At 73.4% G+C, this 22450-nt stretch carries 21 protein-coding genes and 1 pseudogene; 14 read left to right on the forward strand and 8 right to left on the reverse strand.

The window, feature by feature from the left end; translation table 11 throughout:
• Positions 1 to 271: 271 nt before the first annotated feature.
• The 3 genes and pseudogenes from HTV45_RS22675 to HTV45_RS22685 form a co-directional block, all read right to left on the reverse strand.
• Entirely contained in the window at positions 272 to 790 is a 519-nt protein-coding gene (locus HTV45_RS22675; RefSeq protein ID WP_215207681.1) for a nuclear transport factor 2 family protein, read from the reverse strand.
• Positions 787 to 1701 carry a dihydropteroate synthase gene (gene folP / locus HTV45_RS22680; RefSeq protein ID WP_215207682.1) on the reverse strand — a complete coding sequence of 305 codons (915 nt, stop codon included), beginning with the start codon at positions 1699 to 1701 and terminating at the stop codon, positions 787 to 789. Before folP ends, HTV45_RS22675 begins: the two co-directional genes overlap by 4 nt.
• Positions 1702 to 1999: 298 nt before the next feature.
• A pseudogene (locus tag HTV45_RS22685) lies at positions 2000 to 3130 on the reverse strand (phosphatidylglycerol lysyltransferase domain-containing protein); the annotation flags it as partial.
• A gap of 409 nt (positions 3131 to 3539) precedes the next feature.
• Here HTV45_RS22685 and HTV45_RS22690 point away from each other — a divergent pair.
• Entirely contained in the window at positions 3540 to 5036 is a 1497-nt protein-coding gene (locus HTV45_RS22690) for a hypothetical protein (RefSeq protein WP_251692581.1), read from the forward strand.
• A gap of 139 nt (positions 5037 to 5175) precedes the next feature.
• Here HTV45_RS22690 and HTV45_RS22695 read toward each other — a convergent pair whose 3' ends face one another.
• Complete coding sequence (locus tag HTV45_RS22695; RefSeq protein WP_215207683.1) at positions 5176 to 6510, reverse strand: PH domain-containing protein; 1335 nt, start codon at positions 6508 to 6510, stop codon at positions 5176 to 5178.
• Positions 6507 to 7139: a PH domain-containing protein gene (locus tag HTV45_RS22700; protein ID WP_251692582.1), complete on the reverse strand. Its 633-nt coding sequence runs from the start codon at positions 7137 to 7139 to the stop codon at positions 6507 to 6509. Before HTV45_RS22700 ends, HTV45_RS22695 begins: the two co-directional genes overlap by 4 nt.
• A 31-nt stretch (positions 7140 to 7170) precedes the next feature.
• Between HTV45_RS22700 and HTV45_RS22705 the strand changes: the two genes are divergently transcribed.
• Complete coding sequence (locus tag HTV45_RS22705) at positions 7171 to 8322, forward strand: NADH-quinone oxidoreductase subunit D (RefSeq protein ID WP_215207684.1); 1152 nt, start codon at positions 7171 to 7173, stop codon at positions 8320 to 8322.
• 59 nt (positions 8323 to 8381) lie between these two features.
• Here HTV45_RS22705 and HTV45_RS22710 read toward each other — a convergent pair whose 3' ends face one another.
• Positions 8382 to 9452 (reverse strand): SAM-dependent methyltransferase, encoded by a 1071-nt coding sequence (locus HTV45_RS22710; RefSeq protein ID WP_215207685.1) that lies wholly within the window; start codon positions 9450 to 9452, stop codon positions 8382 to 8384.
• Positions 9453 to 9602: 150 nt separating this feature from the next.
• Between HTV45_RS22710 and HTV45_RS22715 the strand changes: the two genes are divergently transcribed.
• Positions 9603 to 10805, forward strand: coding sequence for a sensor histidine kinase (locus HTV45_RS22715; protein ID WP_215207686.1), 1203 nt, complete (start codon positions 9603 to 9605; stop codon positions 10803 to 10805).
• A gap of 129 nt (positions 10806 to 10934) precedes the next feature.
• The gene (locus tag HTV45_RS22720) at positions 10935 to 11606 is read left to right on the forward strand and encodes a response regulator transcription factor (protein ID WP_215207687.1); all 672 of its coding nucleotides are present in this window, start codon (positions 10935 to 10937) and stop codon (positions 11604 to 11606) included.
• Positions 11607 to 11774: 168 nt separating this feature from the next.
• Here the strand turns inward: HTV45_RS22720 and HTV45_RS22725 are convergent, their stop codons facing one another.
• Positions 11775 to 13016: a low specificity L-threonine aldolase gene (locus HTV45_RS22725; RefSeq protein ID WP_215207688.1), complete on the reverse strand. Its 1242-nt coding sequence runs from the start codon at positions 13014 to 13016 to the stop codon at positions 11775 to 11777.
• 182 nt (positions 13017 to 13198) lie between these two features.
• On the opposite strand from HTV45_RS22725, the gene HTV45_RS22730 reads away from it, so the two are divergent.
• The 10 genes from HTV45_RS22730 (at position 13199) to HTV45_RS22775 (ending at position 21424) form a co-directional block, all read left to right on the forward strand.
• Positions 13199 to 14161: a Rossmann-like and DUF2520 domain-containing protein gene (locus tag HTV45_RS22730; protein WP_215207689.1), complete on the forward strand. Its 963-nt coding sequence runs from the start codon at positions 13199 to 13201 to the stop codon at positions 14159 to 14161.
• Positions 14162 to 14231: 70 nt separating this feature from the next.
• On the forward strand, positions 14232 to 15230 hold the full coding sequence (gene panC / locus HTV45_RS22735) for a pantoate--beta-alanine ligase (RefSeq protein ID WP_215207690.1): 999 nt from the start codon (positions 14232 to 14234) through the stop codon (positions 15228 to 15230).
• A gap of 11 nt (positions 15231 to 15241) precedes the next feature.
• Positions 15242 to 16978 (forward strand): L-aspartate oxidase, encoded by a 1737-nt coding sequence (locus tag HTV45_RS22740; RefSeq protein WP_215207734.1) that lies wholly within the window; start codon positions 15242 to 15244, stop codon positions 16976 to 16978.
• A gap of 5 nt (positions 16979 to 16983) precedes the next feature.
• Positions 16984 to 17958 carry a carboxylating nicotinate-nucleotide diphosphorylase gene (gene nadC / locus HTV45_RS22745; protein WP_215207735.1) on the forward strand — a complete coding sequence of 325 codons (975 nt, stop codon included), beginning with the start codon at positions 16984 to 16986 and terminating at the stop codon, positions 17956 to 17958.
• A gap of 8 nt (positions 17959 to 17966) precedes the next feature.
• Complete coding sequence (locus HTV45_RS22750) at positions 17967 to 18764, forward strand: type III pantothenate kinase (protein ID WP_215207691.1); 798 nt, start codon at positions 17967 to 17969, stop codon at positions 18762 to 18764.
• A gap of 203 nt (positions 18765 to 18967) precedes the next feature.
• Positions 18968 to 19561 (forward strand): hypothetical protein, encoded by a 594-nt coding sequence (locus HTV45_RS22755; RefSeq protein WP_215207692.1) that lies wholly within the window; start codon positions 18968 to 18970, stop codon positions 19559 to 19561.
• Positions 19562 to 19587: 26 nt separating this feature from the next.
• The gene (locus HTV45_RS22760) at positions 19588 to 19764 is read left to right on the forward strand and encodes a hypothetical protein (RefSeq protein WP_215207693.1); all 177 of its coding nucleotides are present in this window, start codon (positions 19588 to 19590) and stop codon (positions 19762 to 19764) included.
• A gap of 141 nt (positions 19765 to 19905) precedes the next feature.
• Positions 19906 to 20316 (forward strand): BlaI/MecI/CopY family transcriptional regulator, encoded by a 411-nt coding sequence (locus HTV45_RS22765; RefSeq protein ID WP_308309729.1) that lies wholly within the window; start codon positions 19906 to 19908, stop codon positions 20314 to 20316.
• Between the two features lie 9 nt (positions 20317 to 20325).
• Complete coding sequence (locus tag HTV45_RS22770; RefSeq protein ID WP_215207694.1) at positions 20326 to 20859, forward strand: amino-acid N-acetyltransferase; 534 nt, start codon at positions 20326 to 20328, stop codon at positions 20857 to 20859.
• 229 nt (positions 20860 to 21088) lie between these two features.
• The gene (locus HTV45_RS22775) at positions 21089 to 21424 is read left to right on the forward strand and encodes an Lsr2 family protein (RefSeq protein WP_215207695.1); all 336 of its coding nucleotides are present in this window, start codon (positions 21089 to 21091) and stop codon (positions 21422 to 21424) included.
• On the opposite strand, the gene HTV45_RS22780 is transcribed toward HTV45_RS22775, so the two are convergent.
• Positions 21403 to 22110: an SCO3374 family protein gene (locus tag HTV45_RS22780; protein WP_215207696.1), complete on the reverse strand. Its 708-nt coding sequence runs from the start codon at positions 22108 to 22110 to the stop codon at positions 21403 to 21405. The two genes, HTV45_RS22775 and HTV45_RS22780, sit on opposite strands and share 22 nt — an antisense overlap.
• Positions 22111 to 22450: the final 340 nt, after the last annotated feature.

Here is a 22450-nt window from a genome sequence, read left to right on the forward strand (position 1 = left end):
GCAGTCGTCGGTCCGGCCGGTCGGTGCCCTGTGCGCGGGTCACACCGGCCTGCACTCGAATCTACCCGTGGCCACCGACGGTACGGGCGCCCCGGGGGTGTCGCCGCGGTCCGGCGGACGCCGGGCCTCGTCCGTCGTCTGCCCCGGGGAAGGCGCGGGCTCACCACGCCGGCGGCGGCCGTGGCCGCCGGCGTGGTGATTCCGGCCACGTCCCCGTCCGGGGGGCCGGGTATGCCCTCGGCCGGTCGGTCGCGCCCGCCGGGCGGGGTGCTCACTCCGGGATATCGGGCCCGGGGGTGTCCTCGTCCTCGCCCTCGTCCTCCTCGGCGAGGACCGGGGAGGCGTGGTGCGACCAGAGTTTCCAGCCGGCCGGGGTGCGCCGGAACACGTTGGTGGCGACGACGAGCTGGCCCACCAGGGGCCCCAGCTCCTCGCCGTCCTCGGGGGCCGGGCCGCCGCTGAGGATGTTCTCGGTGCAGGTCACCACGGCGGTGTCGCCGGTGACGGAGACATGCACATCGGTGAGGAAGAACTGGATGTAGTCGGTGTTCGCCATGATCAGGGCGTACGACCTCAGGACCTCGCCGCGTCCGGTGAGCACCGGCCAGCCGGGGTGGACGCAGGAGACCACCCCGCTGTCCGCCGGATCGTGGTAGGTCTCGTCGATGCCGAGGTCGGCCGGGGTGAGCCAGAGCGACGCGACCTCCTCGAAGTCGCCCCTCTCCAGCGCCTCGTAGAAGGCGGTGTTGGCGGCTTCCACCTGCTCGACATCGGTGTGGGGTGCGCTCACCGGGCTCCCTCTGCGCCGCGCGCGCCGGGTTCGGGGGGTGTCGGGGGTGCCGTGCGTGCCTCTTCTATCGCGCGGGTGACCCGTACGGCGTCCGCGGTCGCCCGTACCTCGTGCACGCGGACCGCCCAGGCGCCCGCCTGGGCGGCGAGGGCGGAGACCGCGGCGGTGGCCGCGTCGCGCTCGCGGGCGGGCGGGGGCGGGGCGTCCGGGCCGGCCAGGACGCGGCCGAGGAACCGCTTGCGGGAGGCGGCCACGAGCACCGGGTGGCCGAGGCCGAGGAGCCGGTCGAGGCGGGCGAGCAGGGCCAGGTCGTGTCCGGCGTCCTTGGAGAAGCCGAGACCGGGATCGACGATCACGCGGTCGGCCGCGATACCGCCCTCCAGGACGGCCTCCACGCGCGTGCGCAGTTCGTCGCCGACCTCGGTGACCACGTCGGCGTACACGCCCCTGACGTTGCCGCCCTCCAGGAAGCCGCGCCAGTGCATGACGACGAACGGGGCTCCGGAGGCGGCCACGGCCGGGATCATCGCCGGATCGGCGAGACCACCGCTGACGTCGTTGACGAGGGCGGCGCCGGCCGCGAGGGACCGCTCGGCGACCGAGGCGCGCATGGTGTCCACGGAGACGGTGACGCCTTCCGAGGCGAGGCCGCGGACCACGGGGATGACGCGCTTGAGTTCCTCGGCCTCGTCGACCCGGGTGGCACCGGGCCGGGTGGACTCGCCTCCGACATCGACCAGGTCGGCGCCCTGGGAGACCAGATCGAGACCGTGCTTGACGGCGGTCGTCGTGTCGAACCAGCGGCCGCCGTCGGAGAAGGAGTCCGGGGTGACGTTCACGACCCCCATGACCGCGCACCGGTCCCAGGGGGGAAGACCCGCGACCTGGCGGCGTCCGCTTCGGTTGCTCATATGTTCAGCGTAGGCCCAGGGGGTGGGCGGGGTGTGCCTCGGCCCGGGCGGGGACTCCGGCCGGGGACGCCGGGGGCCACGGCGCTGCGCGGGGGCTGCCCCTGTCGCGCGGGGGGCCCTCCGCCCGTGCGCGGGTCGATTCCCCCGCCGTCAGGGGACGCGGGCCGCGCGGCGGACTTCACGAGGTTCTCCCGATCCGGCCCTCGCCCTGCCCCTCTGCACGCCCTCTCCGCCTCTCCTCCCGTTTTCCCCGTTTCTCCTCCCGCCCTCCCCGCCCGGTTCCCGCACCGCCGGTGCCGCGGGTCGCGCGGCCGGCCAGGGGGAATGCCGCGCTGCCCATGACCGCCTCGTCGCCGGGTTCGAGGGCGTCGAGCCCGGTCTCGCGGTGCCACACCGCGATGCCGGTCTCCGAGCAGCCGATGACGGCCGGGGTCCAGGAGTGGGCCCTGGCCTCGTCCATGAAGCGTTCGATGGCACCGGGCCAGGCCTCGGCGTCGCCGACCGGGTCGCCGTCGGCCAGCATCACCCCGGCGACCACGCGGTAGGTCACCGCGGCCTTGCCGCTGGGGGAGAAGACGACGGCCCTGTCCCGGCGCAGCGCGAGGTGGCGGAGGGAGTTGCCGGCACCGTGCCGGGCGAGCAGGGCGCGCAGCCGCCTCTCGTCGTCCCCGGTGCGCCGCGCCGCCGGGTGCCGGGGCCGGACGGCCAGGTAGAGGGTGGTGAGAGCGGTGAGCAGGCCGAGCGCGCCGAGCGAGAACGTGACCGTCCAGGAGGCGTCTCCCCGGTAGTGGACCGGGCCCTCGAAGCCGAACAGGCCGTACAGGACGTGGGTGAGGCGGTCGGCGAGGCTCGGGTCGTCGACCAGCGGGCCGGGATGGGCGTTGACGACGAGCAGCCCGAGGAGCAGTGAACCGGCGCCCATCAAAACGAGATGGGCCAGTGCCCGCCCCCTGCCGCCCGGACCGGGCGGGGCGGTGAACCGATCGCGATGGCACACCAGGGGGACGAGCAGCACGAGTGGCAGGAGGACAGCGAGGAGGGAGTGACGGTAGGCGAACTGGGCGGCCGCACCGGCCGGAAGCAGGACGACGGCGCCCTGCCAGGCCCGTCGCCTGCCCTGTCCGAGCCCGCGCGTGAGCAGCAGCAGGAGCACGCCGGCGCTGAGCGAGAGGGCGGCCGCGAACGGGCCGAGCGCGGCGGGCAGCAGCTCGGCGACCGCGAACGTATGGCTGTGCCGGAAACGGGGGAGGACGCCGCCGGCGATGTCCAGGAGGCCCACCAGGGCACTCGCGCGGCCGGCGAGGGCGGGGACCGTCCCTGGGCGCGGCCCGCGCGGCAGGCGGCATACGCCCGGTCGTCCGGCCCCCTGGTCCCGACGCCCGCCCAAGGGCCGCCGTCCGCCCGCGGGTTCCGGTGCCCCGCCCGACATGTCCTCACCCGTCCTGACAGACATCGCGTCCCGTGGTTCTGCGAGAGGCCGTGGATCCGGTCCCGATTCGGGCATCCGGCGACATTGCGCCCTCTAGGACGGCGTCCCGGGAGGAGAGGTTCACTCCGCGGCACGGTCGGATCCGCGCACGGGGACGGACAGGACGGAGGGGGTGGAGGGGACGGAGGCGTGGACGGCGGTGCGGGGGACGGGGAAAGCGGAATGCGCGGGACGCGACTTCACGGTCTTCCGGGCCGTCTTCCCCGGGTGGGCCGATCTTGATGAAATTGGGCACGGTGTCTATTCACGTTCGCTCCGCGTTCGCTGATGGCCTGTGAAACTCGCGTTGTGGCTTTGTTTTTACGGGGCGGGGCACCATGATTCGCCTACGCGCGGTAAGTTTCTGGCCATGCCACGTGGACGTCACCGTCATTCCCCGCCCCTGCACAGGATGCTGCCCCCGTCGGCGATCGCAGGCGTCTCCGTCCTCTGCGCCCTGGGGCCCTGGGTGTTCACGCAACCGATGGTGCTTCGTGTGGTGGCCGCGGCAGCCGCGGCCACCACGGTGATCGGCGCCGTCGTCATGCGGCACTGGGATGCCCAGGCGGGTAAACGCGTCGCGGATCTCACGCGTGCGCGAGCGAGCGACGAGTGGCGTTTCGAGGAACGGATCGCCGAACTCGAGTCCGACCTCGAGGAGTCGCGCGAGTTGCGGACGAAGCTGGAGCAGCGATTGCGCGCCAAGCGCGCGGAACTCGCCGGGCTGCGCAACGAGCACGCGTCGCTGCTGCGGCGGTACGCGGCGGCGGAGGTCGAGCGGGCGAGCGTCCTGGAAGAGCGCCGGGTGCTCGAGATAGAGGCCACGGTTCCGGCCCGCGCGCTTCCGGCGGGTTCGTCGGCGGCTTCCGGCGAACCGGAGTCCCCGGAGTCCCCGGAGTCCCCGGAGTCCCCGGAGTCCCCGGAGTCCCCGGAGTCCCCGGAGACGACCGGGGAGACGGTGACCGGTACGCCGGCGGAGGACCGGGCGGACGCCGGGGAGGCGGACGCGGAGATCCCCGCGGTCTTCTCACCGGAGGGGTCCCAGCTGTTCCTGCGCGCCGACGCGGCGCTGTCACGGTTCGCCGGGGACGCCGGGAAGACGGCCGGGAAGACGACCGAGGACGACGGGGAGACGGCCGGGGACGCCGAGGACACGGCCGGGAACGCCGACGACGACGGGAACGCCGAGGACACGGCCGGGGACGGTCCGGTGGATCCCGCCGATGACGCGGACGAGCCCGCGGGGGAGACGGACGCCCCGGCCACGGAGGACAGCGCCGAGGCGGCTGAGGAAGCCGACGCGGCCCGGCGGGACGGCGTGAGCACCGGGCCCGCCGGTGTCACCCCGCAGAGCGAGCCGTTCCGGAAGCGGAACGATCCTCCGAAGGGCGACGGCACCCCCGAGGACGACGGTCCCGAGCCCACCGGGAAGCCCAGGCCGGTCCAGGAGGACGAGGCCGAGGGGCAGTCCGAGGCGGTCGGCGAGCACGAGCGCGCGGCCGCCGCCACGACACCGGCCGCTCCCCCGTCCCGGCACGCGCGGCAGCCCTCCGGGCACTTCACCGTGCCGACCGCGGTGGCGGTCGTACCGCCGACGGCGCCGGTGCGGCGTCCGGTGTCCCAGGGCGGGTTCGACTTCTTCGGGACGAAGAAGGAGACGGACGGGTCCGCCCTGGACTCCGTGCAGAACGAGGACCTCGCCGATGTCGTCGGCCAGGAGGCGCTCGCGCTGCACAAGGCCGAGGCAGAGGCGCGGTACAAGCCCGCCGACGAGGACGCCCGCGGGACCGGCCAGGTCATCGACCTGACGGAACACGACGAGACGGAACACATCGACCTCCAGGGCCTGCGCAGCGCGGCGTCCTGACATACCGACCGCACCGGCGACGGGGCCCCGCGACATACGGCGCGGGGCCCCGTCGCCGTCCGGTGCGTACGACACGTCCGGGGGTATCGCGTGAGGCGGCCGTCCCCAGCGTGTCCGGGGGCGTGCGCCGCCTTCGGGGTCAGGCCATCCAGCGGTCCGGGAGGGCGTCCCTGCGGCCGGTGCGGGACCGTTCTGCCTGGGACCGCAGCAGGGCCGCCGCCTCCGGGGCGTCCCGGAGGCGGGCCGTGACCGACTTGTTGGCGCCGGTGTCCACCACGACGTCCGCGACACCCCTGGCCCGCTGCCAGGGACCCTGGACGAGCCGTACGCTCTGCACCTTGGCGTGCGGCACCAGGGAGAGACTGCGCTGCAGCAGTCCGTGACGCGAGGCGAACACCGCGTCGGTGACGGCGAGTCCGTAACCCCGCCACCACACCGGAACACACCACCGCGCGCGGCGCGGCGGCGGGACGAGCGTCTCGCGCGCGGGCACGCTCACCCCGGGCAGTACCCGCGCGACGACCGATTCGGCGAGTTCGCGCGGAGCGACCGGCAGCAGCAGGGAGTTCGAGGACCCGGCCACGTCCAGTTCCACGCGTACCCAGCCCCGCCGCCGCCAGAGCAGCGGTTCGACGAGCCGCACGGTCTGCACCCGCCCCGGCGGCACCGTCTCGTGCGCCCGGTCCAGCAGCCCGTGGTCGATGCGCAGCCCGTCGGGTGACTCGCCCAGCGTCCAGTCGTACTCGGTGACGAACCGGCCCACGCTGCTCGCGCCCACCGCGCCCAGCATCGGCACGCCCGCCGCGAGGACTGTCCACAGGCTGTGGGTGCCCGTCCACAGCAGCGGCAGCGCGATCGCGGCGGCGATGAGCCAGCCCCAGGTCGCGCCGGTCAGCAGCAGGGCGACGGCCAGTACACCCGGTGGCACCCGCAACATCTGCCGGGACGGCGCCTCGCCGACCTCGTGGGCGGTCTCCGGCGCGAACCCCGCCGCCCGCGCGAGCAGTTCCGCGCGCAGCACACGCGCCTCGTCGGCGCCGAGGAAGGCGAGTTCGTCCTTCTTGTCGGTGCCTATGACGTCGAGTCTGAGTTTCGCCACGCCCGCGACCCGCGCGAGCAGCGGCTGGGTGACGTCGATGGCCTGGATCCGCTCGAGCCGGATGTGCGCGGTGCGCCGGAACAGCAGCCCGGTGCGGATGCGCAGCTCGCTCTCGGTCACCGAGAAGTGGGTGAACCACCAGCTCAGGAAGCCGTAGAGGGCGGCGGCCGGGATGAGCACGGCGAGTGCGACCAGCAGGGTGGTGGTCGTCAGCCGGCTCAGCTGGCGCTGCGCCTGGTCGAGGTCGTGCAGTGCCCACCCGAACAGCACCGCGACGGGTGCCCACGCCCGCCTGAAGGGTGTGATGGGGTGCAGCCGCCTCTCGGGCACGGCCGGCCGGCCGCGTACGTCCTCCTGGACGTCCGGGGTTGTCACAGCCCCGCCGATCGGGCCTCGCCGAGCTCCGTGAGCCGGTCGCGCAGCCGTTCCGCCTCGGCCGGGTCGAGGCCGGGGATGGTGGCGTCGGTGGCCGCGGCGGCCGTGTGCAGCTGCACGCTGGCCAGCCCGAAGTGCCGCTCGACGGGCCCGGAGGTGACCTCGACCAGCTGCATCCGCCCGTAGGGCACGACCGTCTCCTTGCGCCACAGGACGCCCCGGCCGATCAGCAGGTCGTCGGCGCGTTCCGCATACCGCCAGGAGCGCCAGTTCCGTTCCAGCATCACCCAGCCCCAGATCAGCAGGGCCAGCGGCAGCGCCGCGAAGGCGGCCCAGCCCGGCCCGGCCAGCAGTCCCGGCACCAGCCCGGCGGCCAGGGTCAGCAGCCCCAGCCACACCACCAGCAGCAGCCGCCGCAACCTCAGCAGCCCGGGCGGCAACGCGATCCACACCGGTTCGCCGTCCGCGCCGCCCGGCTCCTGTCTCCCGCTGCCCCGTTCGCCGTCCGCACCGCCCGGCCCTCGCTCCGCGCCCACCGGCTCCTTCTCCGTACCGCCCACCGGTCCTGCCGCTCGCGCGGTCGTGCCCGTTTCCGTCGGCCCCGTGTCCCGCGGGCTCCCCGTCTCCATGGGGCCAGCGTACGTAGGGGAGACTGTGTTCATGACTCCTACGACGGAGACCATGGTCGGGATCGGCGGCGCGGCGGAGGGCACCGACATGGTGCTCAACATCGGACCCCAGCATCCGTCCACGCACGGCGTGCTGCGGCTGAAGCTCGTCCTGGACGGCGAGCGCATCCTCAGCGCGGAACCCGTGATCGGCTATATGCACCGGGGCGCGGAGAAGCTCTTCGAGGCGCGCGACTACCGCCAGATCATCGTGCTGGCCAACCGCCATGACTGGCTGTCGGCCTTCTCCAACGAGCTGGGCGTGGTCCTCGCCGTGGAGCGGATGCTCGGTATGGAGGTCCCCGAGCGCGCGGTGTGGCTGCGTACGCTGCTCGCCGAGCTGAACCGGGTGCTCAATCACCTGATGTTCCTCGGCTCCTATCCGCTGGAACTCGGCGGCATCACCCCGATCTTCTACGCCTTCACCGAGCGCGAGGAGCTCCAGCACGTCATGGAGGAGGTCTCCGGCGGGCGGATGCACTACATGTTCAACCGCGTGGGCGGCCTCAAGGAGGACCTGCCCGCCGGATGGACGACGCGTGCCCGCGGCGCGGTCGCCGGCGTGCGCTCCCGCATGGACCGCTTCGACGACCTGGTGCTCGGCAACGAGATCTTCCGGGGCCGCACGCGCGGTGTCGGCGTCCTGTCACCGGCGGCCGTGCACGCGTACGGAGTGAGCGGGCCGATCGGGCGCGCCTCGGGCGTCGACTTCGACCTGCGCCGCGACGAGCCCTATCTCGCCTACGGCGAACTGGGTGACGTCCTGAAGGTGGTGACCCGCGAGGAGGGCGACTGCCTGGCCCGCTTCGAATGCCTCCTGGCACAGACCCACAACGCCCTCGATCTCGCCGGCGCCTGCCTCGACCGCCTCGCCGAGCTGCCGCCGGGCCCGGTCAACCAGCGGCTCCCCAAGGTCCTCAAGGCACCCGAGGGACACACGTACGCGTGGACCGAGAACCCGCTCGGCATCAACGGGTACTACCTGGTCAGCAAGGGGGAGAAGACGCCGTACCGGCTGAAGCTGCGCTCGGCGTCGTACAACAACATCCAGGCGATCACCGAGCTGCTGCCGGGGACGCTGGTCTCGGACATGGTCGCCATTCTCGGGTCGCTGTTCTTCGTGGTGGGCGACGTCGACAAGTGACGCGGGCGGACAAGTGACGCGGGCGGACGGGTGACGCGGGCGGGCGCGTCCGGGACGGTTCATCCGGGTGCACGCCGGCCGTCGAGCACGTCCTCGATCCCGGACGGCTGCACCAGCCACCCGAAGTCCCCCAGTCCGCCCGGCGCGGTGAGTTCGGCGGCCTCCCCGGCGCGCGCGAGGGCGCGCACGTACCCGGTGGGGTCGGTGGAGGCCAGGGCGAGCGGGGGGCGTGCGCCGCTCAGGCCCAGGGCGTGCAGGGCCTCCCGCTGCGACAGCAGGCGTGCGCCGGGGAGCGGGCAGGCCGCGGCGCACGCGTCCAGGGCGACATGCGCGGTGATGTCGCACGAGCCGTCCGGCACGGGCATGGTCTCCCGCCCCTCCCGGAAGGCCGTCAGTGTCCCGAAGGGCGGTCGCGCGGCCGCCGTGTGCGCGTAGTCCACGGCTACGGCGAGCCCGCGCGCCAGCGTCCCGGCCGCGGCGGCCCAGGCCCGGTCCCGGGGCAGCCCGATCTCCGCGCGGAGCCCTTCCCCGACCCCGACCCCTTCCCTGACCTCCTCCCCGCCCTCTTCCCCTTCCCCGCTCCCCAGCGGCCACCAGCGGGCCAGCCACGCGGCCTGCGCACCGCCGACCGGTTCACCGAGCCGCTCGGTTCCGTCCTCGCGCACCAGTACCAGCCGCGGTACACCCGCCGCGTCCACCTCGGCGACGTCCACGGGCACGTTGTCCAGCCACTCGTTGGCGAACAGCAGTCCCGTGATCCGCTCCGGGGGGCCGGTGCGCCACTCGATGCGGTGATCGAGCCCGGCGGGCCGTCCGGCCAGCTCGACGGCGTACACCCGGGTGCGTGCCGCCACGCCTGCGGGCAGCGCTGAGAGGACCCCGGCGGCCAGTTCGCCCCGCCCGGCCGCCATGTCCACGAAGTCGAGCACCGCCGGGCGCCCGAGCGCCTCGTCGACCCGGCACAGCAGCCGTGCCACGGCCCCGGCGAACAGCGGCGAGGCGTGCACCGAGGTTCGGAAGTGCCCGACCGGTCCCTTCCCGGGTCCGCGGTAGAAGCCCTCCGGCCCGTACAGGGCGTCCTGGGCCGCCGCCCGCCAGCCCCGTCCGCCCTCCCCGGTTCCCGCCGTCACCGGTACCCCTCCGCCGTCCGCGCCCTCGTCACCGGCCCAGACTAGGCGCGCGGATATGCCCGGCCTCCACCTTGCGGAGTACACGCACCGGCCGGGGATCGACCCTCCGGTTGACCCCTGCACGCATTTTGCTTCCCTACGCTGGGTTACGTGCAGCGCCTCTATGACTTCATCCGCAGACACCCGGCCTGGGCCGACGGCTTCTGGGCCGTGGTCCTGTTCGGGATTTCGTTCATCGGCGGAGTGGCCGTGGAGGATCCCCGGGGGACGGATCTGCCGGCCCTCACCGTGCCGGTCATGCTGCTGCTGTCGCTGGTCGTGGCGCTGCGCCGGCGGATGCCGGAGCGGATGCTGATCCTCGCGGCCGTGGTCGGGGCGGGCCAGTTGGTCACGGACGTGGCGCCGCTGCCCTCCGACTTCGCCCTGCTGGTGATCGTCTACACGGTCGCGGCGACCGGAGCCCGCTGGGCATCCCGCTTCGCGCTGACCGCCGCCCTGTGCGCGGCCCCGCTGGCACAGCTGCGCTGGCCCGACAGCGAGGTGAGCACGGCGCAGAACATCGCCGTGGCGATCTTCCAGACCGTGCCCTTCGCCCTCGCCTGGGTGCTCGGTGACTCCATCCGCACCCGCCGCGCGTACTTCGCGCAGCTGGAGGAGCGGGCCGCCCGCCTGGAGAAGGAGCGCGCGGCACAGGCCAAGGTCGCCGTCGCCGCCGAGCGCGCCCGGATAGCCCGCGAACTGCACGACGTCGTCGCGCACAACGTGTCGGTGATGGTGGTGCAGGCCGACGGCGCCGCCTACGTCCTCGACGCCGCCCCCGACCAGGCGAAGAAGGCACTGGAGACCATCTCCTCCACCGGCCGCCAGGCCCTCGCCGAGATGCGCCGCCTGCTGGGCGTGCTGCGCACCGGCGAGCACGAGGAGGCGGGGGAGTACGTGCCGCAGCCCGACGTGCGGCAGATCGAGGACCTGGTCGGACAGTGCCGGGAATCCGGACTGCCCGTGGACTTCAAGGTCGAGGGCACCCCGCGCCCGCTCCCCAGCGGCCTCGAGCTCACCGCCTACCGCATCGTGCAGGAGGCGCTCACCAACACCCGCAAGCACGGCGGCCCGAACGCGGGCGCGAGCGTGCGTCTGGTGTACTTCGACGACGGGCTGGGACTGCTGGTGGAGGACGACGGCAAGGGCGCCCCCCACGAGCTGTACGAGGAGGGCGGATTCGACGGCGAGGGACACGGCCTGATCGGCATGCGCGAGCGGGTCGGCATGGTCGGCGGAACCCTGGACGCGGGACCACGTCCGGGCGGAGGATTCCGCATCAGTGTGCTGCTGCCGCTCAAACCCGCGCACTGACATCCACGCACGCCCTCCACTGACACCTGTCACGACCCCTGTCACCACCCCTGTCACCACCACCGGCGCGACCCCGGTCACCAGCCGCGTGGCGCACCGATCACCCGACGACCGAACGGAAGAGGCCCGATGACGATCCGCGTGATGCTCGTCGACGACCAGGTGCTGCTGCGCACCGGGTTCCGGATGGTGCTCGCCGCCCAGCCGGACATGGAGGTCGTGGCGGAGGCGGGCGACGGCGTCGAGGCCCTTCAGGTGCTGCGCTCCACCGCCGTCGACGTGGTGCTGATGGACGTCCGCATGCCCAAGCTCGACGGTGTGGAGACCACCCGCCGGATCTGCGCGGACACCGACCCGCCCAAGGTGCTGATCCTCACCACCTTCGACCTCGACGAGTACGCCTTCTCCGGGCTGAAGGCGGGCGCCTCCGGATTCATGCTCAAGGACGTGCCGCCGGGTGAGCTGCTCACCGCGATCCGCGCGGTGCACAGTGGCGACGCGGTGGTGGCCCCGTCCACCACCCGCCGGCTCCTGGACCGCTTCGCGCCGATGCTGCCCAGCGCCGGCAAGCAGCCCGAGCACGAGCGGCTGGAACGGCTCACCGAGCGGGAACGGGAGGTCATGGTGCTCGTCGCCCAGGGTCTGTCGAACGGCGAGATCGCGGCCCGGCTGGTGCTCTCCGAGGCGACCGTGAAGACCCATGTGGGCCGCATCCTCACCAAGGTGGGCCTGCGCGACCGGGTACAGGTCGTCGTCCTCGCCTACGAGACGGGTCTGGTCCGGGCCGGCGGACACGGCTGAACGGCCACCGGGCGCGCGGTCACGCCGGTGGCCTCGTCGGGCCGCCGCCCCGTCCTGCCGACCGGGGACGGACTCCTCTCCCGGAAGGGCTGACCTCAGCCCCTCCGGCGTGTGAGGAGCGGGGTCCGGGCCGCAGCCCGGGGACGGGAAGGGGCGGCGGGGGCGGCGTCAACCGCGGAGCAGCCGCCGGGCGAACTCCTCGGCCGCCGCCCGCACGTCCCCGGCGCTCCACTCCAGCCCCGCCGCCCGCACATGCACCTCGGTGAACGACAGCCCCGGCCCCTTCGGGTCCCAGTAGCCGGCGAACAGCATCGCCCCCGTCTCCTCCGCCGCCCCGATCGCCGCCTCGGCCACGACCTCGGCGTCGTACGGCAGCCACACCTGGAAGTCGTGCGTGTGCGGTACCTCGGGATGGACGCGGAACCAGGGCAGGCCCCCCGCTTCCAGCCCCTCCCTCAGCGCGCCCGCCACCACGCGCGCGTGCCGCACGTACTCCGGCAGCCGGGGCAGCTCCCGCTCCAGGCCGACCAGTGCGGACAGCGCGGTCGGGAACTGCTGGAAGACGTTGCCCCCGTACCGGTGCCGCCAGGCCCTTGCCTCCTCGATCAGGCCCGTGGGGCCGGCGAGCGCCGCGCCGCCGAAGGCGTCGAGGGACTTGTAGAAGGACACGTAGACGCTGTCCGCGAGGTCCGCGATCTCCGCCAGCGGCCGGTCGAAGTGCTCGGTGCACTCCCACAGCCGGGCCCCGTCGATGTGCACGACCGCCTCGCGTTCCCGCGCGGCGTCCACCACCTCCGTCAGCTCCTGCCACGTGGGGAGGACGAAACCGGCGTCCCGGAGCGGCAGCTCCAGCATCAGCGCCCCGAAGGGTTCCCCGAAGTCGCGCACCTCTTCGGCGGTGGGCAGCCGGGGCTCGTTCGTGATCCGTACCGGGCGCAACCCGCTGACCTGGCTGAACGCGTTCTGCTCGTGTACCTCGGGGTGGCTGAGCGGGTGCAGGGCGACCGCGGTCCCGCCGGTGCGGCCGGCCCAACAGCGCAGCGCCACCTGCTGGGCCATCGTGCCGGTCGGGAAGAACGCGGCGGCCTCGGTGCCCAGCAGACCGGCGACCCGCCGCTCCAGGGCCTCCACGACACCGTTGCCGTAGATGTCGGCGTCCTCGTCGAGGTCGTACACGCCGCCCGCGGCCTGCAGCAGGGCCAGCCGCTCCCCGAGGGGTGCCAGGAAACCGAGGCGCGCCAGCACACGCGGGGCGGCGCGCCACGCGGCGATCCGCCGTTCGCGCGGCGACGGCCGCGCCGCGGCGTCGTCCTCCGCCCCGGGCGGCCGTCTCCCGTCCGCCGCCGTGCGCTCGTCGCCGTCTCCCGCCGTGCCGTCGCTGCCGTCGCTGCCGTCCGTCGTCCGGTCCATGCCCGCGATCATCCCGTGCCGCGCCCGTGCGGGCACTCACATTTCCGCACGCGTGTGTGTCACGACGCCACACGGAAACCCACAGCCTGTGGACAACCGACCGCCCCCGGAACCGATCGCGTTAACATGACGAGAAATCGTCCGGTACCCCGAGCGGACTGGAACGGGAAGGCCGTCGTCGCGTGAACACAACCTCACAGCCCGATCCCCGGGACCGCCCCGCGCGGCTCACCGTCGGCGTCGTGGGCGCCGGACGCGTGGGGCCGGCGCTGGCCGCGTCCCTCCAGCTCGCCGGGCACCGCCCGGTGGCCGTCTCCGCGGTGTCCGAAGCCTCCCGCGGACGCGCCGAGCTGATGCTCCCGGACGTGCCGGTGCTGCCGCCCGCCGAGGTCCTCCAGCGGTCCGAGCTGGTGCTGCTGACCGTCCCGGACGACGCGCTGCCCGAGCTGGTCTCCGGACTCGCCGACACCGGCGCGGTGCGGCCGGGCCAGCTGCTCGTGCACACCTCCGGCCGGTACGGCGCGAGGGTCCTCGACCCCGCCCTGCGCGCCGGCGCGCTGCCGCTCGCCCTGCACCCGGCGATGACGTTCACCGGCACCCCCGTCGACGTGCAGCGCCTCGCCGGATGCTCCTTCGGCGTCACCGCGCCCCCGGAACTGCGGCTCGCCGCCGAGGCGCTCGTCATCGAGATGGGCGGCGAACCGGAGTGGATCGCCGAGGAGAACCGCCCGCTCTACCACGCGGCCCTCGCCCTGGGCGCCAACCATCTGGTCACCCTGGTCGCCCAGTCCCTGGAGCTGCTGCGCACCGCCGGGGTCGAGGCCCCGGACCGGATGCTCGGCCCGCTGCTCGGCGCCGCCCTGGACAACGCCCTGCGCTCCGGCGACGGGGCCCTCACCGGCCCGGTCGCGCGGGGTGACGCGGGTACGGTCGCCGCGCACGTCACCGAGTTGCGGCGGCACGCCCCGGGGGCCGTCGCGGGCTACCTCGCGATGGCCCGTGCGACCGCCGACCGCGCCCTCGCCCACGGTCTGCTGAAGCCGGAACTGGCCGAGGACCTCCTCGGCGTCCTCGCCGACGGCGCGAGCGGGCCCGGCACCGACGGCGCCCCCGGCACCGGTGACCTCCCGGGGGAGGACCAGTGAGCGGTACGCCACGACACCCCGCCCCACCCAGCCGTACGACGACGCGCGCGTCCCGGAACGGAGCCGCCCGATGACCGCCACCCTGCTGCGCACCGCCGCCGAGCTGCACGCACGCGCGCGGGCGGGCCGCCGCGCCGTCGTGATGACCATGGGCGCCCTGCACGAGGGCCACGCCACGCTGATCCGCACCGCGCGGGAGCTCGCCGGCCCCGACGGCGAGGTCGTGGTCACCGTGTTCGTCAACCCGCTGCAGTTCGGCGCGGGCGAGGACCTGGACCGCTACCCGCGCACCCTGGAGGCCGACCTGGGGCTCGCCGGCCGGGCGGGCGCCGACGCCGTGTTCGCCCCCGCCGCGGACGAGGTCTACCCGGGCGGCGAACCCCAGGTCCGCATCACCGCCGGCCCCATGGGCGAACGCCTGGAGGGTGCCGCGCGCCCCGGCCACTTCGACGGCATGCTGACCGTCGTCGCCAAGCTGCTCCACCTCACCCGCCCCGACATCGCGCTCTACGGCCAGAAGGACGCCCAGCAGCTCGCCCTGATCCGCCGCATGGTGCGGGACCTGAACTTCGGCGTCGAGATCGTCGCGGTCCCCACCGTCCGCGAGGAGGACGGGCTCGCCCTGTCCAGCCGCAACCGCTACCTCTCGACGGCCGAGCGGCGCACCGCGCTCGCCCTGTCCCAGGCCCTGTTCGCGGGCCGGGACCGGCACGCGGCCCAGCAGGCGCTGCGCGCGCGGGCCCGTGAAGTGCCCGCCACACGGGCCCGGGCCGAGGCGCTCAGCGCCATCGGGGAGTCCCGCGCGGCGGCCGACACGCACGCCGTCGCCACCACCGCCGGCGGGCCGGCGGCCATCCGCGCCGCCGCCCGCCAGGTCCTCGACGAGGCCGCCCGTCTCGACCCGCCCCTCGTCCTCGACTACCTGGCCCTGGTCGACCCGTCCGGCTTCACCGAGATCTCCGACGGCTTCACCGGCGAGGCCGTCCTCGCCGTCGCCGCCCGGGTGGGCGCCACCCGGCTGATCGACAACATCCCGCTGACCTTCGCAAGCCTCGGAGCCGACTCGTGACCAGCACAGGCATACGCCCGCCCGTCGCCCATCACCCTCGAACGCGAGCACCTCGCCCCCGTCTCCACGCGCCCGCGGCCGGGTGGTCCATCGACGCGGACGTCGTGGTCGTCGGCTCCGGCGTCGCCGGCCTGACCGCCGCCCTGCGGTGCGAGGCCGCCGGCCTCAGCACGGTGGTCGTCACCAAGGCCCGCCTCGACGACGGCTCCACCCGCTGGGCCCAGGGCGGGATCGCCGCCGCGCTCGGCGAGGGCGACACCCCCGAGCAGCACCAGGACGACACCCTCGTCGCCGGCGCGGGCCTGTGCGACGAGGAGGCGGTCCGCATCCTGGTCACCGAGGGCCCCGACGCCGTACGCCGTCTCATCGCGACCGGCGCGCACTTCGACGAGTCCACCGACGGTGCCCTGGAACTGACCCGGGAGGGCGGCCACCACCGCCGCCGCATCGCCCACGCGGGCGGCGACGCCACCGGCGCGGAGATCTCCCGCGCTCTCGTCGAGGCGGTCCGCGCGCGGGGACTGCGCACCATCGAGAACGCCCTCGTCCTGGACCTCCTCACGGACGCCGGGGGCCGCACCGCCGGTGTCACCCTGCACGTGATGGGTGAGGGCCGGCACGACGGGGTGGGGGCCGTCCACGCCCCCGCCGTGGTCCTGGCCACCGGTGGCATGGGCCAGGTCTTCTCGGCCACCACCAACCCGGCCGTGTCCACGGGCGACGGCGTGGCCCTCGCGCTGCGCGCGGGAGCCGAGGTGAGCGATCTCGAGTTCGTCCAGTTCCACCCCACGGTCCTCTTCCTCGGACCCGACGCCGAGGGCCAGCAGCCCCTGGTCTCCGAGGCGGTCCGCGGCGAGGGCGCCCACCTGGTGGACGCCGGCGGCGTGCGCTTCATGCGGGGGCAGCACGAACTCGCCGAACTCGCCCCGCGCGACATCGTCGCCAAGGGCATCATGCGGCGGATGCGGGAGCAGGACGCCGAACACATGTACCTGGACGCCCGCCACTTCGGCGCCGAGATGTGGGAACACCGCTTCCCCACGATCCTCGCCGCCTGCCGCGCCCACGGCATCGACCCGGTCACCGAGCCCGTCCCGGTCGCCCCGGCCGCCCACTACGCCTCCGGCGGCGTCCGCACCGACTCCCACGGCCGCACCACCGTGCCCGGCCTGTACGCGTGCGGTGAGGTCGCCTGCACAGGCGTGCACGGCGCCAACCGCCTCGCCTCCAACTCCCTCCTCGAAGGCCTGGTCTACGCCGAGCGCATCGCCGCCGACATCGCCCGCGCCGGAACCCTCCACCCGCGTGTGCCGCAGCCGCTGCCCGCCGCGGAGCGCCCCGCCTACCCCCTCCTCCCCCCGGAGTCCCGGCTCACCATCCAGCGGATCATGACCAGGGGGGCCGGCGTACTGCGGTCCGAGGCCTCCCTCTCCGAGGCGGCCGACCGTCTCCACCGGCTGCACGCCGACGCGCGCGAGGCCCTCGAGGAGAACGGCAAGACCGCCGAGCCGGGCGTCGACACCTGGGAGTCCACCAACCTCCTGTGCGTGGCCCGCGTCCTGGTCGACGCCGCGCGGCGGCGCGAGGAGACCCGCGGCTGCCACTGGCGCGAGGACCACCCGGAGCGCGACGACCCGAACTGGCGCCGCCACATCGTCGTCACGCTGGATCCGGACCGATCGCTGGCGGCGCACACCACCGGCACCACAGACTTCCCCCCGACCCTCCCCCAGTCCCAGGAGCAGTGACAGCAGTGACCTCCCCCGACCTCCCCCTCGTCTCCTCCGGCGGCTGCGGCGACGGCTGTGCCTGCGGCGCCGGCGAGGAGACCTACCTGGAGTGCGGCCTCGACCCCGCGCTCGCCCAGCTCCTCGCCGACGCGGGTCTCGACCCCGTGGAGGTCGAGGACATCGCCAACGTGGCCCTCCAGGAGGATCTGGCCCACGGCGTGGACGTGACCACGGTCGCGACCATCCCGGAGGACGCTGTCGCCACCGCCGACTTCACCGCGCGGGAAGCGGGCACGGTGGCGGGCCTCAGGATCGCCGAGGCGGTTCTGTCGATCGTCTGCACGGAGGAGTTCGAGGTCGAGCGCCATGCGGAGGACGGCGACCGCGTCGAAGCCGGCCGGACCCTGCTCTCCGTCACGACCCGCACCCGCGACATCCTCACCGCGGAACGCAGCGCGCTGAACCTGCTGTGCCGCCTCTCGGGCATCGCGACCGCCACACGCGCGTGGGCGGACGCCCTGGAGGGCACCGGGGCGAGGGTCCGCGACACCCGCAAGACCACACCCGGCCTGCGCAGCCTGGAGAAGTTCGCCGTGCGCTGCGGCGGCGGGATCAACCACCGCATGTCCCTCTCGGACGCCGCCCTGGTGAAGGACAACCACGTGGTGGCGGCGGGCGGCGTGGCCGAGGCCTTCACCGCGGTCCGCGGACGCTTCCCCGACGTGCCCATCGAGGTCGAGGTCGACACCCTGCACCAGCTCCGCGAGGTGCTGGACGCCGGCGCCGGCCTGATCCTGCTGGACAACTTCACCCCGCAGGAGTGCGCGGAGGCGGTGGCGCTCGTCGACGGCCGTGCCGCCCTGGAGGCCTCCGGCCGCCTCACCCTCGCCAACGCCAAGGCGTACGCCGACACGGGCGTCGACTACCTGGCCGTGGGAGCCCTCACCCACTCCTCGCCGATCCTCGACATCGGCCTCGACCTGCGAGCGACGGAGTAGGACGGGCCATGCTGCTGACGATCGACGTAGGCAACACGCACACGGTCCTGGGCCTGTTCGACGGCGACGACATCGTCGAGCACTGGCGGATCTCCACGGACGCGCGCCGCACGGCGGACGAGCTCGCGGTCCTCTTCCAGGGCCTCATGGGCATGCACCCGCTCCTCGGCGACGAACTGGGCGACGGCATCGACGGCATCGCCATCTGCGCGACGGTCCCGTCCGTGCTGCACGAACTGCGCGAGGTCACCCGCCGGTACTACGGGGACGTGCCCGCGATGCTCGTGGAGCCGGGCGTGAAGACCGGCGTGCCGATCCTCACCGACCACCCCAAGGAGGTCGGCGCGGACCGCATCATCAACACGGTCGCAGCGGTCGACCTCTACGGCGGCCCGGCCATCGTCGTCGACTTCGGCACGGCGACGACGTTCGACGCGGTCAGCGCCCGCGGGGAGTACGTCGGGGGTGTCATCGCGCCCGGGATCGAGATCTCGGTCGAGGCGCTCGGCGTCCGCGGCGCGCAGCTGCGCAAGATCGAGGTGGCGCGGCCACGGAGCGTGATCGGGAAGAACACCGTCGAGGCGATGCAGTCCGGCATCATCTACGGTTTCGCCGGTCAGGTCGACGGCGTGGTCCACCGGATGGCCCGGGAGCTGGCGGACGATCCCGAGGACGTGACGGTGATCGCGACGGGCGGGCTGGCGCCGATGGTGCTGGGCGAGAGCTCGGTCATCGACGAGCACGAGCCGTGGCTGACCCTGATCGGGCTCCGCCTGGTGTACGAGCGGAACGTGTCGCGTATGTAGCGCGGTGCCGGGCAGGGGCGGCTTCGTGGTGGTCGCGATCGGCGGGCCCCCGGCCTCGAAGAGGGCGACGGCCTCGTCGCGGGTCACTCGAGGCGGACCTCCCCTGCCCGGACCTGTCCGGTCCCCATCCACCCGGGTGGCACCCGGCGCCACACCGCGGCCCCCTTCACGTTGTTTGTCCGATTAGCGCGTATTGTCGGACCATGCCCACGCCCTACGGATCCCGCGGCGGCATGGCGTTCGGCGCGGAGGAGCTGCGCGTGCTCCGCCGCGCCCTCGCCCTGGCCCTGCACCCCACCCCCGCCACGGCCGACGACGTCCAGGACTGCCTCAGTCTCGCCGACTCCCTCGACGAGGCGACGCGGGAGAGTGTCCGGATGCGCGCCTTCCTCCTGGCCGACCTCGGCCGCTACCGCGCCGCCCTCCCCGGCACCGCCGCCGGCTATCTCGCGCTCCTGGAGGAGGCGCTGGGTGCGGGATACCGTCCGCACCCCGACGATCTGGCCGCCCTCCGGGCTCTGCGCGGCAACCCCGCCGCGGCGGCCCTCCTGCGCGGGTGCGAACGCAGCCGCCTCACGGCGCTCCCCGGAGGCCGGGCAGCCATCGCGGGGGGCCAGGATCAGGGCCGGGACAGGCCGGCGGAGAAGCCCGCGCCCCATCCCGCACCGAACCCCACGCCCGCACCCGCCCCCGGCGCGCCCAAGCCCACCCGCCGCCCCGTCCCCACCCCCGGCGAGGTCTTCCCCCGCCGCAAGCCCGCCCCGCCGCCCCCCGGGGAGCACCTGGCCGCCGGCTGACCGCTCCCCATGGCTACCCTGGAGCCATGGACTACGTCTCCGCGCTGCTGCCCCCGACGGTCATGGCCATCCTCTTCATCGGCGTCATCCGAGTGATCGTGAAGACCCAGGGCGGCGCCAACAAGGCCAAGGAGGACGCCGCCGTCGACGCCGCCCTCGCGAAGACGGAGGGCGCCGGTACCTCCACCAGGGCCGAGGTCTGACCGCCGGGCGGAGGGCGCGGCCGGCCGCAACACCCCTCAGGGCGCACGAGACGTACTCTCGTGCGCCCCTTTTGTGCTTGTTTGCCCCGATGGTTCCTGTCCGCACGCGATGCGCGGGATATCCCACTATGGTTCTGAGGTGTGCCTCGCCCCCTGGGAGAACTCGAAGACGCGGTCATGACGCGGGTGTGGAAGTGGAACCGCCCGGTGACCGTTCGGGAGGTCCTGGAGGATCTGCGGAAGGAACGGTCCATCGCGTACACCACGGTGATGACCGTTCTGGACAATCTCCATCAGAAGGGCTGGGTGCGCCGAGAAGCCGAAGGCCGTGCCTATCGATATGAGGCGGTCTCCACTCGTGCCGCCTACGCCGCGGCGCTGATGAACGAGGCGTGGTCGCAGAGCGACAACCCCGCCGCCGCTCTCGTCGCCTTCTTCGGCATGATGAGCGAGGAACAGCGCCGGGCCCTCACCGACGCGATCCGGATCGTCCAGCTTCCGGAAACCACCACCGAGAACCCCGGCTCCGCCGAGGACCACGGCGGACGATAGCGTCCGCTCATGTCAGCAGACAGCCCCGAAGTCACCGCAAATGCCATCACGGTCCGGCGGGCCCGTACCAGCGATGTGCAGGCCGTACGCCGTCTCCTTGACACCTACGTACGCGGCGCCATCCTGCTCGACAAAGCGACGGTGACCCTTTACGAGGACATCCAGGAGTTCTGGGTGGCGGAACGGGACGACGACGCCGAGGTCGTCGGCTGCGGCGCCCTGCACGTCATGTGGGAAGACCTCGCGGAAGTCCGCACTCTGGCCGTGAAGCCGGGACTCAAGGGCGCCGGCGTGGGGCACCGGGTGCTGCAGAAGTTGCTGGAGACGGCCCGCTGGCTCGGTGTTCGGCGCGTATTCTGTCTGACCTTCGAAGTGGAGTTCTTCAGCAGACACGGCTTCGTGGAGATCGGTGAGACCCCGGTCGACACCGATGTGTACGCGGAGCTGCTGCGTTCCTATGACGAGGGCGTCGCGGAGTTCCTCGGTCTCGAACGCGTGAAACCGAACACCTTGGGCAACAGCCGGATGCTTCTGCATCTGTGATCGCCGGGCGATTCCGCACAGCTCTCCCGCCCTTGCCCCGGTGCCCTATGTCCGAAACGCGCATGTTTCCGTACCCGCTGAGGGCATCGGGTCTCTGCCAGGGGTTTGTGTTTTTACGGCAAAAGCGGTTTGCTTTCCGGAGTACTGCAGTACTGCATATAACAAGGGGCGGTCATACGGCGGACGCCGGCACACCGCGGCCCTCAGGTTATCGATGAAAGGAAATCCGGTGGCACAGAAGGTTCAGGTCCTTCTTGTCGACGACCTCGACGGTGGCGAGGCGGACGAGACCGTGACGTTCGCGTTGGACGGCAAGACGTACGAGATCGATCTCACCACTGCCAATGCGGACAAGCTCCGCGGCCTTCTCGAGCCCTACGTGAAGGGCGGCCGTCGTACCGGTGGCCGTGCTTCGGGCGGGCGCGGAAAGGCGCGTGCTTCTTCCGGAGGCAGCCAGGACACCGCGGCCATCCGCGCCTGGGCGAAGGAGAACGGCCACGAGGTCAACGACCGCGGGCGTGTTCCGGCGGCCATCCGTGAAGCCTATGAAAAGGCCAACGGCTGACCGTCGGTCTTTGCGGCGGCGGCCGTGCGCGGGCGCCGCAGCCGAATCCGGTGGACGTGTGTCGCCACGGTGTTCACCAGCCGCACGAGATCCGGGGGGCCGGCACAGTTCCCCCTGACGCCCCTCGTGCCCATCGCCGACAGCGTCGGCAGCGGGGCCACGGCCTCGCATCCCGGCCCGGGGGGCCGCAGCCACACGGCGGCCCCCTGCGAACCGCTCCGCGCGCCGGAGGTGTGGGGACGGGGAGCGTCCATGGAACCCCCGGCCCCGATGGCCCTCAGGTCCAGTTCCAGCGGTGCGCCCCAGTCCAGCCACTCCAGCAGCCCGGGCAGTTCCTCGGCGCTGCCCGCGGCCACCAGCAGCCGCATCCTGCCGCCGGACAGCGCCACCGGGAAGGCCCGCCCACAGCGCCCCGGGCATGGTGGCCCTTCCAGGCGGCGGCGAGGACGCTCGGGCCGCCCCGCGCACTCGGGGTGCTCCGGGGGCTCCAGGCACTCCAGCGCCGCGTACCCCGCCGCGGCGGGCACGTCGAGGACGTCGAACAGCACCCCCACCGCCAGCCGCACCGGGACGCCGGGCACCGTGGGCCAGCCCAGCACGTTCTCGTACCAGAGCCTGACCTCGTCGTGACTCGGCGTGAGCGGCCGGCGGGGGAGCGGGACACCGGCGGAGGGAATGTCAGCCATGCTCCGCGCAACCACGGGAAGGCACGGAGGGTTACGCTGGGCGTGTATGTGGATGCGCAGAGTGTCGAACAGGGGGGCGTGCGGGGGTGTGGGGTGGCGCAAGGTTGTTCGCCCGTAGCGGAGGGAACCCGTGCACTCGGCATGGACTGTCCGTAGCAGCGGGTAAGACATCCCTAGTGGGAGGGGACGACACGCGGCCCGGAACATTTTCCGTTCGCCATCGGCGTACTGGCGATGAGGGTAACTGCCTGGCCTGCGGGAACATCGTCTCGCACCATCGGGTTGGAGGAAGTGTCGGCGTGAGCGGGGTCTGGAGGCCATCGACGGTGTCGGCAGTCGG

The sequence above is a fragment of the Streptomyces sp. CHD11 genome (assembly GCF_018638295.1).
Taxonomy (GTDB): Bacteria; Actinomycetota; Actinomycetes; order Streptomycetales; family Streptomycetaceae; genus Streptomyces.

Excerpts from the sequence above, each read along its gene's own strand:
- HTV45_RS22725 (WP_215207688.1), bottom strand. The coding sequence starts at position 13,016 with ATGGACCGGACGACGGACGGCAGCGACGGCAGCGACGGCACGGCGGGA.
- HTV45_RS22760 (WP_215207693.1), top strand. The coding sequence starts at position 19,588 with ATGGACTACGTCTCCGCGCTGCTGCCCCCGACGGTCATGGCCATCCTC.
- HTV45_RS22690 (WP_251692581.1), top strand. The coding sequence starts at position 3,540 with ATGCCACGTGGACGTCACCGTCATTCCCCGCCCCTGCACAGGATGCTG.
- HTV45_RS22720 (WP_215207687.1), top strand. The coding sequence starts at position 10,935 with ATGACGATCCGCGTGATGCTCGTCGACGACCAGGTGCTGCTGCGCACC.
- HTV45_RS22770 (WP_215207694.1), top strand. The coding sequence starts at position 20,326 with ATGTCAGCAGACAGCCCCGAAGTCACCGCAAATGCCATCACGGTCCGG.
- HTV45_RS22780 (WP_215207696.1), bottom strand. The coding sequence starts at position 22,110 with ATGGCTGACATTCCCTCCGCCGGTGTCCCGCTCCCCCGCCGGCCGCTC.
- HTV45_RS22705 (WP_215207684.1), top strand. The coding sequence starts at position 7,171 with ATGACTCCTACGACGGAGACCATGGTCGGGATCGGCGGCGCGGCGGAG.
- panC (WP_215207690.1), top strand. The coding sequence starts at position 14,232 with ATGACCGCCACCCTGCTGCGCACCGCCGCCGAGCTGCACGCACGCGCG.
- folP (WP_215207682.1), bottom strand. The coding sequence starts at position 1,701 with ATGAGCAACCGAAGCGGACGCCGCCAGGTCGCGGGTCTTCCCCCCTGG.
- HTV45_RS22700 (WP_251692582.1), bottom strand. The coding sequence starts at position 7,139 with ATGGAGACGGGGAGCCCGCGGGACACGGGGCCGACGGAAACGGGCACG.
- HTV45_RS22755 (WP_215207692.1), top strand. The coding sequence starts at position 18,968 with ATGCCCACGCCCTACGGATCCCGCGGCGGCATGGCGTTCGGCGCGGAG.
- HTV45_RS22750 (WP_215207691.1), top strand. The coding sequence starts at position 17,967 with ATGCTGCTGACGATCGACGTAGGCAACACGCACACGGTCCTGGGCCTG.